Source organism: Sulfuriferula sp., assembly GCF_054605375.1.
On sequence record NZ_JBTSEG010000023.1, the window covers coordinates 26,831 to 41,221 of the forward strand.

The 14,391-nt window shown below is 55.4% G+C and carries 10 protein-coding genes; all 10 read right to left on the reverse strand.

Translation table 11 applies throughout. The features are described from left to right. Positions 1-53: 53 nt before the first annotated feature. The 10 genes from ACYCZJ_RS12485 to ACYCZJ_RS12530 all read right to left on the reverse strand — a co-directional run bounded on the left by ACYCZJ_RS12485 (position 54) and on the right by ACYCZJ_RS12530 (position 13,722). Complete coding sequence (locus ACYCZJ_RS12485; RefSeq protein ID WP_461554554.1) at positions 54-839, reverse strand: nuclease-related domain-containing protein; 786 nt, start codon at positions 837-839, stop codon at positions 54-56. A 41-nt stretch (positions 840-880) separates the two neighbouring features. Then, positions 881-1,732: a PIN domain-containing protein gene (locus tag ACYCZJ_RS12490; protein WP_461554555.1), complete on the reverse strand. Its 852-nt coding sequence runs from the start codon at positions 1,730-1,732 to the stop codon at positions 881-883. Positions 1,733-1,747: 15 nt separating this feature from the next. Next, positions 1,748-3,250, reverse strand: a complete 1,503-nt coding sequence (locus ACYCZJ_RS12495; RefSeq protein ID WP_461554556.1) for a class I SAM-dependent DNA methyltransferase — start codon at positions 3,248-3,250, stop codon at positions 1,748-1,750. Positions 3,251-3,258: 8 nt separating this feature from the next. Beyond that, positions 3,259-4,704: a nucleotidyl transferase AbiEii/AbiGii toxin family protein gene (locus ACYCZJ_RS12500; protein WP_461554557.1), complete on the reverse strand. Its 1,446-nt coding sequence runs from the start codon at positions 4,702-4,704 to the stop codon at positions 3,259-3,261. A gap of 3 nt (positions 4,705-4,707) precedes the next feature. Continuing rightward, positions 4,708-5,511: a type IV toxin-antitoxin system AbiEi family antitoxin domain-containing protein gene (locus ACYCZJ_RS12505; RefSeq protein ID WP_461554558.1), complete on the reverse strand. Its 804-nt coding sequence runs from the start codon at positions 5,509-5,511 to the stop codon at positions 4,708-4,710. A gap of 312 nt (positions 5,512-5,823) precedes the next feature. Then, positions 5,824-6,342 carry a type I restriction-modification system subunit M N-terminal domain-containing protein gene (locus ACYCZJ_RS12510; protein WP_461554559.1) on the reverse strand — a complete coding sequence of 173 codons (519 nt, stop codon included), beginning with the start codon at positions 6,340-6,342 and terminating at the stop codon, positions 5,824-5,826. Between the two features lie 116 nt (positions 6,343-6,458). Further along, positions 6,459-7,439, reverse strand: coding sequence for a DUF4435 domain-containing protein (locus tag ACYCZJ_RS12515; RefSeq protein WP_461554560.1), 981 nt, complete (start codon positions 7,437-7,439; stop codon positions 6,459-6,461). Between the two features lie 2 nt (positions 7,440-7,441). After that, positions 7,442-8,818 carry an AAA family ATPase gene (locus ACYCZJ_RS12520; protein ID WP_461554561.1) on the reverse strand — a complete coding sequence of 459 codons (1,377 nt, stop codon included), beginning with the start codon at positions 8,816-8,818 and terminating at the stop codon, positions 7,442-7,444. A gap of 3 nt (positions 8,819-8,821) precedes the next feature. Continuing rightward, positions 8,822-10,279, reverse strand: a complete 1,458-nt coding sequence (locus tag ACYCZJ_RS12525) for a restriction endonuclease subunit S (RefSeq protein WP_461554562.1) — start codon at positions 10,277-10,279, stop codon at positions 8,822-8,824. After that, the gene (locus ACYCZJ_RS12530) at positions 10,276-13,722 is read right to left on the reverse strand and encodes a type I restriction endonuclease subunit R (protein ID WP_461554563.1); all 3,447 of its coding nucleotides are present in this window, start codon (positions 13,720-13,722) and stop codon (positions 10,276-10,278) included. Before ACYCZJ_RS12530 ends, ACYCZJ_RS12525 begins: the two co-directional genes overlap by 4 nt. Positions 13,723-14,391: the final 669 nt, after the last annotated feature.

A 14,391-nucleotide genomic window follows, 5' to 3' on the forward strand; every position in this document is an offset into this window, starting at 1 on the left:
CGATTGTTGATATCGAGTTTGACCACGTTGACTCGTTCACGACACCACATAGTCTATTTGCTGCGGTCTTTCTCGCTACTTCGGATGAATCGGGACAAGTGGAAACTGGCGAGTTTGATCTCTTCCGGGGTTAAGCGTTGTGGCGCATTTCCCAGAAACTTCGCCAGTGCTTTAGGTTCAAGTACCCACATATTGCGCAAACTGCCTTCGGTCTGTTCGATATACCAGCCCGGAAATACCACAACAGGAAACACATCAAAATTGTGGCCCGTGCTTTCAACCAACAAACCCTTGAGCCAACCAGCTTGGGCACGCGCTTGCACCACCGGGTTACGCTCAGGCTCACGACCAGCCACCGTGAGCTGTTCACCATCAAACTTGATGTGTGCTTCACCACGTTCCGGCTTGCTCCAGGTTTTAGTCTCAACAGTGAATACACCTGCCGGGCCGATCAAAACGTGGTCGACATTGAACCCCGTGCCGATCAGGTCATGGAAGACTTGATAGCCGCTTTCCCGCAATCGTTCGAGAAACTGGCCGACCGCCTTTTCTCCTTCGATGCCTTGCCTGAGTGCACGAATTCGCGGGCGGATCTTCCAGACTCGCCACGTGAAAAATCCAACTAACAGAACGGCGACAATTGTAAAAAAGACAGGGCTTGGCGGTCTATTCGAATAAGAACGCCACCATTCAAATACCGCCAAAAAAGTAAAGAACAATGCAAGTAGAAATGGTGTCTCGATCTTGTCTTCGAACAGCTTCCGCCGCTCTTCTTCAAGCGACTGCCCAGGCGAACGCAGTGGTTTGTCTTTAATTGGGGATTTAGTTGGTTCGCTCATGCTGACTCAGTCACTCCCTCGTTCATGCCCCACCCTCTCACTTACTTCTTACGCTTGGGAATCTTGTACTCATCAATCTTGTTCTCGCTGAACTTGATGACCTTTTCGTTCTCCAGACCCGCGATCAGACCCCGCACAGCCTTAAGGGTGACATTGCCACCAAGCAATGACGTGATGTGGCTTTCCAATGTCTTGCGCTTAACTGGTCGGTTCTTTGGATGCAGGCGCAAATGCTCAATGACCTTTTCTTTGTCTTCCGGCCCGAGATTATTCCGTGCAGGTGCCAGAGGCTTCTTTGCCTCTGACTTGCCCGGTTTTGCCTGAGCTGCCGCAGTTTTCTTAGGGGTTGCAGCTGGCTTGACAGGTGTTGCCTTCTTAGCGGGTGCCGCCTTCTTGGCCACAGGCGGTTTGCCGGGCAAGCTGGGTGGGCTATGCGTCGCGGGGCCGGAGCTGGCTACTGGCGTCGACTGTTGGGCATTTTCGGCCTCAGTAGCCGGTTCATCCAACCCCAGAGCCTGCCGAATGCTCGCAGCCTTCATCGCCCCATAGCCAAGCGACTGTATGTGGCTCATCAATGCATCAAACCCACCGTCTTTTGAAATCACTACAAACCGTGTGTTCTTGCATGCGGGGGCGCCATCTGCCTCAAGCTCCTCTATCAAGCGCCCCATATAAAACGCGATATGGAAGTCGAGTGCATTCTTCCCGTGCCTGTCGCTTTGTATGTATTGCACCCTGTTGCCGTGCGGCTGAAGGGACTCGGCGATGTCGAAGTCCAGCTTCTTCTGGTGCGGCCCACGAAAGATTCTGAGCTGGTAATGATCCCCGCTTAACAGCCCCATGTCCGGTGGCTGAACATTCTCGAAATCAACAAGGATGTATGTCAGTTCCATTTAATGGGCGGGGCTTCAAGCACCCTGCACTTTTATTGAGGTGCCATCCATATCGGCCAGAATCTCCCGAAACTGTTCCAGCGCCGCCTCCAAATCCTCCACAATCTCCGCCGCAATCACTTCCGGCGCGGGTAGGTTGTCGGAATCCGACAGCGATTCATCCCTGAGCCAGAAGATGTCCAGGCTGGCCTTGTCGCGGTTGACCAGCTCTTCGTAGTCATACTCACGCCAGCGGCCATCGGGGTTTTTCTCCGACCACGTTGCTTTCCGGTCGTGCCGGTTTTCCGGGTGGTAGCACTGCACGAACTCGTCCAGGTCTTCCCGTTTCAGGGTGCTGGTCTTGAGCGTGAAGTGCATGTTGGTGCGCAGGTCGTAGATCCACAGCTTGCGGGTCCACGGGGTTTCGGCGGCGGGTTTTTTGTCGAAGAACAGCACGTTCGCCTTCACGCCCTGGGCGTAGAACAGGCCGGTGGGCAGGCGCAGCAGGGTGTGGACATCGCAGTCGTGCAGCAGCTTGCGGCGGATGGTCTCGCCTGCCCCGCCTTCGAACAGCACGTTGTCCGGCAGCACCAGGGCGGCGCGGCCGTTCTGCTTCAGCAGTGTCTTCACGTGCTGCACAAAGTTGAGCTGCTTGTTGGAGGTGGTGGCCCAGAAGTCGTCGCGCTCGACAGTGTCGCGCTCCTTGCTGACCTTGCCTTCCTCGCCCACGATGGTGGTGCTGCTCTTCTTGCCGAAGGGCGGATTGGTCAGCACCACATCGAAGCGTTCGCCGGGGTCGGCGGCCAGCGAATCGCCCACCGCAATCGGCTCGAATTCCTGGCTGCCGATGCCGTGCAACAGCATATTCATCGCGCACAGCCGCGCCGTGGCCTGCACCAGCTCCCAGCCCTTGAAGCTTTCCCCGCGCAGTTTCTTCTTCTCCGCCGACGTCATGTTGGGGTAGTGCTGCACCACATAGTCGTGCGCCGCCAGCAGAAAGCCACCAGTGCCGCAGGCCGGGTCGGAGATGGTCTCGCCGGGCCGGGGCGCCATGGCATCGACAATCGCCTGGATCAGCGGGCGCGGCGTGAAGTACTGGCCCGCGCCGGACTTGGTGTCCTGCGCGTTCTTCTCCAGCAGGCCCTCGTAGGCGTCGCCCTTCACGTCGGCGCTCATCGACACCCAGGTTTCCTTGTCGATCAGGTCCACGATCAGCCGCCGCAGCTTGGCCGGGTCCTGGAACTTGTTCTGCGACTTGGTGAAGATCAGGCCGAGCAATCCTTTCTGCTTGCCCAGTTCTTCAAGCGTGTGGCGGTAGTGGTCGAAAAGCTCATCGCCGTCCTTCTTTACCAGGCTGGGCCAGTCATAGCCGGCGAGCACCGGGCTGGCCTGGTTATAGGGCGGCCGGCTGCGCTCATCGGCCATTTTCAGGAACAGCAGATAGGTGAGCTGTTCGACGTAGTCGCCGTAGCTCATGCCGTCGTCGCGCAGAACGTTGCAGTAGTTCCAGAGTTTTTGAACGATGTTGGATGGGTTCATGGCTTTACTTAATATTTTGTATCGACGAGAAAGCCGGTACGTCCCGGACAGGGATACCCGTTCTTATCTTTGTGTGGTTTCAATGTGGAATCATATGAATTCCGCGTAAATTTCTTTCCACAGTATGTGCATTCATACACGTACTTTGGACCGTTAGGCACGAGCGAGTGCTTGGCCGTTCGAGGACGGCTAATCCCGGGTGAAAAATTCGTTGCAGCGCGGCTGGACACAGGGGGTGCAGAAATCACCCCACTGGGTGTCAGCTCAATCAGATATCGCGGAATGAATGAGACCTGTGTCGCCTCGGCCCCCTGAATCCTGTCGACCCGGTAGGATCGCGGCTCCCCAGTCTCATGCTTCACCGCATACAGAAGCAGGTTTCCATCCTGGGTGCGCCGTAAGGAATAGGGTTCTATCAGCCTTTTACTTACGCGACCATTTTCATCCCGATATTCCAAATTCACACACAGCCGGTTTGCGGCGGCAAAGCGAATGATCTCAAAGGGTATCGCGGCGTGCCACGCATAGGACATGGATGGCGGCCGCCACGTTTCATCCATCGCGCCCGCCCCGGCTGAATGCATTTGAAGCGACGGCCTGGCGATTTTTTCCGCGACGCCGTGCAACCAATCAAAAACGCCGGGAAGCTCCTGCCAGAACTGTTCGAATGCCGGCAACACCGGCAGTTGGTGCGCCAACATATTCCCCCACTCCGCTTCCAGTTCGGCCCGTGCCGGAGGGTTGTCGACTGTCTGCATCGTCGGCACATCAATGCCCTTGAACACGCACTTCTGTTCCAGCGTACTGAACACCAACAACCGATCTGGCCTGAGTTCGTCATGACGAAACAGATGCACCACATCGTACAAATCCCGCGGCCTTTCGCGTTCTGCCAATGCACGAATTTTCTCGGCAAAAACCTCCTCGAAGGAATAGCAGCGGACATGGATACCATCCACCGGCCGGTCAGAATAGGGATGGTGGACTTCTCTTGTTGCGGGCTCCAACACCAACAACTCGTCGTCGGTTAAATCCAGCTTGATACGGGGTGCATCCCCGCGCCGCTGCATCGGGCCGCGATAGCCGACTCTCCCCTCTGCCGAGGCATTGCCGCGCGGATTCGAATAGACTTCGAAACGGATGCTGTCGGCTGGCACCTCAATGCCCGCCTGGTCATAAATCCATTCGGATATCTGATTGAAGGTCGCCAGAAGAAACGGCTCTGCAAGATGCTCCGGATTGGTGAGCGTGAAATCGAGGTCTTCCGAGAAACGGTACGTCTCGAAGAAGCATTTCTTCAAGCACGTACCACCCTTAAACACCCAGCTTTGCCCAATCTCGGGATGCGCGGCAATACCGGCGAGCACCCAGCCGAGCACATAGTCCTTTTCAATCACATTCGGCGCGAGCCCAAACTCGCGCGAAAAATCCATAATCTCCTGCCGATCAATCAAGGCCTACTCCCCCAGCCAGCGTTGCGGTACCCAGAGACGCCACCGCGTCACCAGCTTGTCGGTTTCCAGCGCAGGATCAAGCTTGGCATTGCCAGTGGTCAGCCGTTCACGGCACTGTGCAATAGCTTCCTGGTCAGCGGGGGAAAACTTCTCCAACAAGAACCCGAGCCGTTTGAAAACCGCCCCATTACCCAGCCGGCTTGCGTATTCGAGGAGCAAAGCGAGGTCTTTCTTTTCTGACTTGAGGTAGTTCTTCAACATGTCCACCGTCGAGCGAATCCCCCCGCCCAATTGAGGATCGCTCAACATATCGAGCATCGTCCGCGTCGGGTCGGAAACATCGACTTTCACCTGCCCCCGCCACACCGACTTCATTCCAAACAGGGCCTTCTCCTGCACCGACCGCAGCAGGAAATCGGTTTGTTTGATGGTCGGGTTCCGATCCCGGGGGCGCTGCACAGTCACCACCACCACCGTGCGGAAAATTTGCTCCGTCAAATCCCAATGCTCGGCAGCGCTCCAGCCGCCAATGTAGCAAGGCCCATAGAGCTGCGCGGCAATCACCCACGGGTCCTCCAAAGGCACATCCGAGGTCCTGGATTCCAGCGGCACCGGCACGTAAAGACCACGACGAACGCGCGACAGCCAGCCAGCCTTGGCCCACCGCGCCAGCATCTTGGCCGTGGGTGTCGCAGGCAGGCTAAGTACCTTGGCCGCTTGCGCAACCGAAACCGTGCCCTTCGTCGCGCGCAATACCGCCGACAAGCGCTCCCGGTCTGCTTTTCCTAGGCCTTTAAGGGGTTCCATGCCTGACCCTCAATGTGTCGTAGTTCATCTTATGAAAGAATATAAGCACACATAATATACTTTTCAGACAAGAGAAACTATATATAGAGCGTAATTGTTCATTAATATGATGAACTATTACGCACTTAATATACACATCAAGACACCTCCCACAGCATGGCCGGTTTGGATTTGCGCGGCTATGCAAACTCAGCGTTTGCAAAATGGTTCAAACATAAACGGGTACAGCGAACCGTCAATCATCATCACCCCAAATCGCCGCCATAATGGCGATCATCATCATGATGGTGGTGGCGGTAGTGATGATCATGATCACGCCGGGCATGGTGCCGACCATGATGATGACGGGCGCGGGGTCAAGTACTGGCCCGCGCCGGACTTGGTGTCCTGCGCGTTCTTCTCCAGCAGGCCCTCGTAGGCGTCGCCCTTCACGTCGGCGCTCATCGACACCCAGGTTTCCTTGTCGATCAGGTCCACGATCAGCCGCCGCAGCTTGGCCGGGTCCTGGAACTTGTTCTGCGACTTGGTGAAGATCAGGCCGAGTAAGCCTTTCTGCTTGCCCAGTTCCTCCAGCGTGTGGCGGTAGTGGTCGAACAGCTCGTCGCCGTCCTTCTTAACCAGGCCGGGCCAGTCATAGCCGGCAAGCACGGGGCTGGCCTGGTTGTAAGGTGGCCGGCTGCGCTCGTCGGCCATTTTCAGGAACAGCAGATAGGTGAGCTGCTCAGAGCCTGCACTGAGCGAAGTCGAAGGGTAGTCGCCGTAGCTCATGCCGTCGTCACGCAGGACGTTGCAGTAGTTCCAGAGTTTCTGGACGATACTCGATGAATTCATTAACCACTTCTCATTGTTGTCGTCGCGTAGAGCGAGTCGCAGCTTACGCCTTACCATGCCTTACCCACGTGTCGGCGCGAGGGCGCTCACACTTAGGAACAACCAAGCCCATGCTGTTATGCACCCAAGCTTAAATTGCCCTGAGATTCGGGAACACCTGCGATGTATGCAATATATGTCGCAGTCATAAAAGCATGCAGTGATTCCGGAGACCTGACCCTTCCACCCAGAATAACCATCGCATTCTCAATACCTAAAGACACGTGTATTTTTGGCTTTTTGGCGTAGCGAGCACAATATGCGCTCACCGATTCGTAAATGCTCGTAACAAACTGCACAAAAAACCACAACACGTATTTTCCCCTCACATACTTCTGCACGCCGTCTTTATGTCGAAACTCTTTTTCAGTTTCCAGGAGTAGCTCATCTGGTGACATCACGCAGCTACAACGATTCGCGACATATTCCAACCGAGCGCGTGCGTTCCAATATTCACCTTTAAAAGCAATTTTTCCGCTGACGAATTCAAACCAGTCTTTTAACCTTACATTATCAAGGCAAGCTCGATACCCGTTCCGGCGCCAGATCAGTATCTGTGACATTGGCGCGGCCATTGCTTCGCAAAATTTGCTGTATTCAGCAACAAACAATTCCTGGATCGTGCTTTCTTCGCCTGGCGTCAAACCCACAATGTTAAATACTTCCTCTAGTACTCGACCTAGCGTTTCCTGCGTAACTACATCGTTCTCGATCGAGTACTGATCTGTTACGTAGATATTTGGCGGAAGAATATCGCTACCGTTAAAGAATGCCGTGAGATCGCGATCAATAAAAAAACACACACGCTGCGTGTCGAAACGGTTCCAGTCCATTTCAAGACACGTCCGGACGACCTTATCTCTGTTTCCCGCTTGGAAAAGCTTTGCACGCCACCCACCAGGCAAACAACTGTCGATTAGACCGCGGAAAAATGATGGGTCTTGGCTTCCCTCGACAAATCCATACACTACATTTGCTGTCCGTTTGTAGAACAAAAGAAACTCGTGGTATGCGGTGTTCCGCTCCATGGCATCCGCATGTACGCTCAGCATTGTCATGTTTACAGCTCGCCAACGGTAACGAACTCTCCCAGGGAGCGTGCATATGTCTTTAACTCGTTATCGTAGATAAATGGCGAATGGGTAACCGCTATAAGGCCCGCGCAGAACCCACCTTTCCGTATATCCGATAAAAAACGGCGCTGCCATGGCACGGAAAGAGAAAGCTCTGGCTCATCGATAAGCACGAGGAATCTATTCTTGCCAGACAAATAGAGGTGGCTGAATAGCGAGACTATTTGCTTTTCGCCGGACGAAAGATCGCTGAGATCAATACCGGGCGTATCTTCGCTGGATTGAAGTGGTCGGATATCAAATCCAAATGTCGCATTGTCGTATACAAATTGCTTGTCCACGATGTATGCCGAACACAGCGCACAGAAGTCCGACATGTTCTTTTCCTTCGTCTCCAGCGCCTTCTGAAAACTGAGAAGCTTAAGAAAATAGTGACAGATGATCTTGGTGTGCTCATCTGGGGCGCTGTTTGACCTCGCTGAATTTATTACATTGAACAGATGCTCCTTATGGATTCTTGTGAGAATACTTTCGTGAATTCGATTGAGGACACTGCGAATTGTTTCTTCAGGCGTATTCGCAATCTCAGACATACCCACATCAAGGTACTCGCGATTTACGACGGCACCCAAATACTTGAGCGTGAGATTATTGAGGCTCTCCCGAGCGAAATCCTTTATGCCTTCGAGCGCCATCTTGATGGCCCTTTCCACATCTTGCATACCGAACTCCACGAGTTCGATGTAGGACGACTCTGTTTCACGAGCATGGATTCGATATCTATTGCGGCGAATATCATCTTGGTCAAATCCCTCGAAGATGCTGCTCAACTCACGCTCGATACGTCTGTATGTCGGCAAATATAAAATCTGGGCGTCTATGGCTCGTTGAATCTGCCTAATCTTTTCTTGAATTTCTTTGCCTAGTCCTCGTGGCTGGTCTTCGAATAGATTTAGTTGCCTCATCACGATTTCAGTTGGGATTCCATAGCGTGCTTGAATGCGCTCAAGCTCGATCGAAATTCGGTCTGACTCTCCCTCGCGAAACAGCTCCATTAACCGTCGGCGCGCCGTGGGCGGTAGTTCGGCGAGGAACCTTCTATCAATTTTTTCAAATCCTCTGCTTAATTCTTCGCGTGCTATCTCATACTTCGTACCACTGATAATCATTTCAATCGAATCGAATCGGTATTGAATAAGCGATAGCCATCTACCAGAGAGAACGTGGTAGAGAATTCTGAGAAAGGTCGTTTTTCCTGATCCGTTTTCACCGACAAGAATTAGAGTGTTGTCATCTATGGTTGCATCGATGTCCTTCTTCCCATGCAACCCTTTAATCGTTACTCGCTGAAGCGTGGACTGCATTTCTTACCCCTTCGTAGAATTGACATGTTGGTGCCTTCGGATCGCGATATCCCCCACACCTGAGCCCGTGGTTCGTTGGTCATCTTGCTCGTCGGCGTATAACCCATAAGAGAATACAGAAGCAAGAACCGACTTGCGTAACCGCTCGGCACGCTGGAGATTGGCGACAACCTGGGCCTCGGTTTCGCGCAGGAGGGACAGGCGGCGGTCGACTTCGGCGACGATGCGGTGTTGTTCTGCCATAGGTGGCAATGGAAGCCCTATTGACCCAAACCGTCCGAGGCTGACTTTCAACTGAGCAACGCCCTTTGTGATTCCAAGTATTTGTTTTTGCGCCAAGTCCGATTCGATCGCATACGCGAAAAAGTGCGTCGATGCGTAATCGCGCGCGAGTCGGAGCTTGATGCAATCCGCTGTGATAACTGCGGGTGGTCTGTGCGCTGGATAAATACAAACATCGCCAGGCGGATCGCCCATTTTTGTGACAAGTAGATCGCCAGCATCGACCCGGTGTGCTCGCAACTCTTTGGCCTTCTCCTCGCTTACGTAAACCGTACCAGGTCCGCCGAAAGAAACAGCACGTATGTTTCTCACAAAAACCAACGGTACCCCGGTATCCGAGTAGTCGCTGACTTTGAGGCTGCTACCAAACGGACCAATTGCTAACGAGTAGGGCTCGCCCATTGACAATTGCTCGGGGGACGCCCACACCCACCCCTCCGGCAATTCGGGCAGGTTGGTGGTGTCTGGCGCGGCGGGTTCTTTGTATTTACCCTTGCCTTGCCACTGGCAGCGGCGGGTTTCGAGGATGCGTTGCAGGAGTTGGACGCCGGTTTCGTAGCTGCGGCCTTCGCGGCAGGCGAGTTCGGCTTCGGTTTCGACGAGGTGGCCTTCGACGGCGGCTTTTAGGATGGCGGCTTTGTAGCGCTTGAGGTTGGCCTTGACGCGCTTGAGGTTGGCGACGGCTTCGTCGAGGCGGGAGAATTGTTTGTCGATTTCCGCGACGATGCGTTTTTGTTGGTCGAGGGGCGCTCTAGGAAAATGAAACTTGCGCAGAAACTGAAAATGCCGGCTATAACCGCGGCTCGGGATCTGTAAAGAACGCAGCAGATAGTAAAAATATTTCGTATCGAAGCCGACGGCTGGCTTGAGAATCTTCACGCCATCTGCGCCAACGGCGAACGGCCTATCCACGTACTTAATTGAACGAGTATGGTCTCCAAAGAGAATGACAGGCAGCTCTCCTTCGAAAGCCATGTCCTTATCATTTGTGTAGCCGCCAATGAAATCCTGCCCCTGATCGATTACTGCCAGCTTCCCGCTTTGCAAGTAGTCCCGTTGTTTAACCCGCTTGCTCTTGTCCGAGACCACATTAGCGGCTTGTTCGAAGGGCAATACATCCCAGCCCTCCGGTACGACAGGTATTGCGGGTTCGAAGACGTCTTCCTTCTGATTCTTCATGCCGCTAACGTTTCGTTCAATTCTTCAATCATTGCATTCAGCTCATCACCAAAGAGCTGATACACCTTGCCCAAACCGCCTTCCTGGGCGAAGGGCGCGTATTCGAAGTCGTCCGGCTCAATGCCGAGGTTGGCGGCGATGTGGTCGCGGATCATTTCCAGCCATTTCATCTGTTCAGTAGTGAAGCCCGTAGAAGCGGCATCTTGCCGCTTTGTTTTAGCCAAGCGGCGGGACGCCGCTTCCACCCAAGCCTTGAAGTTGGCGTTAACCCGCTCGGGGAAAGGCACGAGTTCGTTGTCTTGATGGATGGCGAAGCGCACCAGCGAAACCAGGTCGGTGAGGATGCGGCGGCCGCTGGCGCCTTTGACCTTGCTCGCTTCCAGCGCGGCGTAGGCCTGCCAAAGCTGGGATTCGTTCCACAGGTAGGGCGGCTTTTCGATGGCGTCGGCGAGTTCTTTCACCGCCTCGAAGGTGAGGCGCTGTTTGTAGGGCTTGCTGTAGAGGATTTGCAGGGCGGTGATTTCGTCTTTGTTGTCTACGATGAATTTTTCGAACGATTGGACGAGGCCTTTGGCGCGGTCGAGGGCAGCTTGGCTGAAGCCGGCTTCGATGACCTGGTCCTGGCTGACGTGGTCGATGGTGAGTTCGTTTTTGGCTTTGATGTCGAGGATGAGTTGGCGCAGCGCGGGATCGCAGAGGGGTTTGGCGGCGAGTGTCCGCGCCTGCTGCATGGCCGTGGAAGCGGCGTCTCGCCGCTTGTCCGCCGCGCTCAGTTCGTATTCGGAATGCCGCTGTATATATTGCTCAATGCGAAACAGTTCTTCGGACGAGCGTACGATACGGTCGTAGGACTCTTTTTGCCAGATTGAGATCGTGCCTTCCGACAAGCGGCTGGACGCCGCTTCTAACTGCAATATCTGTTTGGCCGTGTAGCTTTTCCAGCTATGCAGGATTTCAGAGAGTTCATGCCCCGGCAGTGGCGTGACGATCACGTGGACATGGTTGGCGGCCACCACATATTTTCCGAGCCGGTAGCGTTCTCCGTCGAAATGCCTCAATGCTGTCTCCATCAGCTCGCGTGCTTGAGGGTTTGCCAAAGCACAGCTTCCCACACCGGCGTCCAGCCAGGACTCGATGCGGGCAGAAAAGCGCTCTGTATAGTCGGTTTCCTGTGCGTCTGACCAGGGGCGTGGGTTGCGCGTCAGCCAGTCGGCACGTGCTTCCCGCCAAGCGATGAGACGTTGTTTGGGTAGCGAATCCGCCAGACGGAAGGTGACGAAATAGATGGCCTCATCCTGCCGCCAGTGTGGAAGGTTGGCGCGCTGCATCTCGATAGGAGCATTGGGGTCGAGGAAGCCGTATCCCGCGTAATCGTCAGCGGTTTCCATCGGTAAGCGGCGGGACGCCGCTTCTACGTAATCAGGCGAAAGCGCAGTTACCAACTGGTGGGCGAGGTCTTTCAGGCCGAGGCCGCCGCTGGCGATGCGAATCCTGGCGTCGTCTTCGGCGCTGATGCGGTGTTCCATTCTTGCCAGGCGGCCGGCGATGCTGGTGATGACGTCGTCTTCGGTGTTGCCGAAGGCGACGGCTTGCAGCAGGCGCTCGAAGCTGACGCTGGGCTTTTTCTCCATGGGGCGGGCGTCGGTCTTGTCCTGCTCGCACACGCCCACGGCGTCGATGATGACGAAGTGGTCCTTGGCCGTGGCGTCGGGGGTGACGGCCTTGAGGTCGTCGGGATTGATGACGCGCACGCCGCGGCCTTTCATCTGCTCGAAGAAGCCGCGCGATTTGACGGCGCGCATGAAGAAAACGATTTCCACCGGCTTGATGTCGGTGCCGGTAGCGATCATGTCCACGGTGACGGCGACTCTTGGGTGATAGCTGTTGCGGAAGGCCTTGATGAGTTCCTTGGGCGTGGCGCCGGTGGTGCGGTAGGTGATCTTCTGGGCGAAGTCGTTGCCCTTGCCGAATTCCTCACGCAGGATTTCGACGATGTTTTCGGCGTGGTTGTCGTCCTTGGCGAAGATGAGGGTCTTGGGCACTTCGGTGCGGCCGGGGAAGATTTCGCTGAACAGCTTGTCGCGGAAGGTGCGCACGATGGTGCGGATCTGGCCCGGGGTGACGACGTCGCGGTCGAGCTGGTTGGGGTCGTAGGCGAAGTCGTCGTCGAGTTCTTCCCAGCGGGTTTTGCGGGTGTCGCGTTCCTGCTTTTCGACGTAGTAGCCGGCTTCGACCTTGGAGCCGCCTTCGGTGATGGCGGTCTTGATGCGGTAGACGTCGTAGTTGACGTTGACGCCGTCGGCCACGGCCATTTCGTGGTTGTATTCCATCACCAGGTTCTGGTGGAAGAAACCGAAGGTCTGCTTGCCGGGCGTGGCGGTGAGGCCGACGAGGTAGGCGTCGAAGTACTCCAGCACCTGCGCCCACAGGTTGTAGATGGAGCGGTGGGCCTCGTCGGTGACGATGATGTCAAACATCTCAATCGGTATGCTGGGGTTGTATTCGATGGGCTCGGGTTCCATGTACAGCTTGCCGAGTTGGTCCACGGATTCCTCTTCCAGGTCGGCCGGCAGGTCGCGACCTTTGAGCATGGAGAACATGCGCTGGATGGTGCAGATGCAGACGCGGGCGGTGGTGTCGATCTGGTTGCCCTGCAAGCGCTGGACGATGTATTCCTCGCTGAACTTGAAGTTGTTGTAGGGCGAGACATATTGCTGGAATTCCTTGAGGGTCTGGTCGGCGAGGTTACCGCGATCGACCAGAAACAGGATGCGGCGCGCCCCGGCGAACTTGATCAGGCGGTAGATGAAGGAAATTGACGTGAAGGTCTTGCCCGAGCCGGTGGCCATCTGGATCAGGGCGCGCGGGCGGTTTTCCTTCAGGGATTGTTCGAGGTTGTGGATTGCGGTGATTTGCGCGGGCCAGAGGCCTTCTTCTTTCAGCGGCGGCATTGCTTGCAGGCGGGCGAGGAAGGTGGCTGCGGCTTCGCCCACGTTGCCCTCCCTCGGCTGCGCAGCGGGCGCGTAGGCCAGCCACTCGGCAAACAGTTCAGGTTTGTGGAACGCGAACACCGGGCGGGAACGTGGCGTGGGGTCAAGACCATTGGTAAAGCGGGTTTCGACGCCGGTGGTCTGGTAGGAAAACGGCAACGGGTTGCTCCAGCGCGGCAAACCGGCGGGCAGGCCCTTGGTGTATTTGTCGGACTGGGTTTCGACGCCGGTGAGGGTGACACCCTCTTTCTTGGCCTCGATCACGCCAGCCGCCTTGCCGTCCACATACAGCAGATAGTCGGCAAAGCCATGGCCGGATTTAAGCGGGAATTCGCGGATGGCTACACCACGCGCGGCGTGGATGCTGGCCGCAGCGGCATCGCAGACGTGCCAGCCTGCTGCGTGCAGCAACTGATCTATTTTTTCCCTGGCTTGTTGTTCGGGCTGAGGCATTTGTCGGGTTGGTGTTGTTATTCCGCAATCATCGCACAATCGGCAAGCTAAGGCATTAGGTTGTCACTCCCTGCGCCTGCTGATCTGCATGATAGCTGTTGCGCAGTTCGTGCAGCAGCGCGCCCTGGGTTAAGTGAATATATCCGTTGAATACGATTAAAAGGGCTCAATTCGAGTCCACCTTGAAACGGGGCTGCCAGGCGCGCCTGGCGTTTTCGCCGGATGTACTATCGAATCGGGGCCTGAGACGCACCGGAACGCTTACGGGAATCTTCGGATAACCGTTCCATTGCTCCCTGAACCAACACCGGGCACACCCCTTTCCTGACTCCCTACAGAGTGTCAAAAAGTCCGACATGCAGTTGAGAATACGACGCCTGGCCGTTAGATTTTCGCTCGCGACAGGATTGTCAGACGCCCCGAACACGATATATGGCCGGACAAGTCAGCATTTTTAATAACTGGCACGTATTCTGCACAGCCATTCTGGGAAGCCAATATACAACACAGGTTCATCGGCGATTAGTGCAACGGGGGATGAAATGAAAGCGATTCGACACAGCAAACCGGCAGACGAGTGGTCCAAGACCATCGTCGCGTTTCCGTCGCCCCATAAGCTGAAAGAGCTGTGCATCTCGCAAAGCAGCGCGCAGGCTGGCGTCGCAAATA

Bases quoted from the DNA above. Each gene is read 5' to 3' on its own strand.
- ACYCZJ_RS12485 (WP_461554554.1), bottom strand. From the start codon at position 839: ATGAGCGAACCAACTAAATCCCCAATTAAAGACAAACCACTGCGTTCG.
- ACYCZJ_RS12490 (WP_461554555.1), bottom strand. From the start codon at position 1,732: ATGGAACTGACATACATCCTTGTTGATTTCGAGAATGTTCAGCCACCG.
- ACYCZJ_RS12495 (WP_461554556.1), bottom strand. From the start codon at position 3,250: ATGAACCCATCCAACATCGTTCAAAAACTCTGGAACTACTGCAACGTT.
- ACYCZJ_RS12505 (WP_461554558.1), bottom strand. From the start codon at position 5,511: ATGGAACCCCTTAAAGGCCTAGGAAAAGCAGACCGGGAGCGCTTGTCG.
- ACYCZJ_RS12510 (WP_461554559.1), bottom strand. From the start codon at position 6,342: ATGAATTCATCGAGTATCGTCCAGAAACTCTGGAACTACTGCAACGTC.
- ACYCZJ_RS12515 (WP_461554560.1), bottom strand. From the start codon at position 7,439: ATGACAATGCTGAGCGTACATGCGGATGCCATGGAGCGGAACACCGCA.
- ACYCZJ_RS12520 (WP_461554561.1), bottom strand. From the start codon at position 8,818: ATGCAGTCCACGCTTCAGCGAGTAACGATTAAAGGGTTGCATGGGAAG.
- ACYCZJ_RS12525 (WP_461554562.1), bottom strand. From the start codon at position 10,279: ATGAAGAATCAGAAGGAAGACGTCTTCGAACCCGCAATACCTGTCGTA.
- ACYCZJ_RS12530 (WP_461554563.1), bottom strand. From the start codon at position 13,722: ATGCCTCAGCCCGAACAACAAGCCAGGGAAAAAATAGATCAGTTGCTG.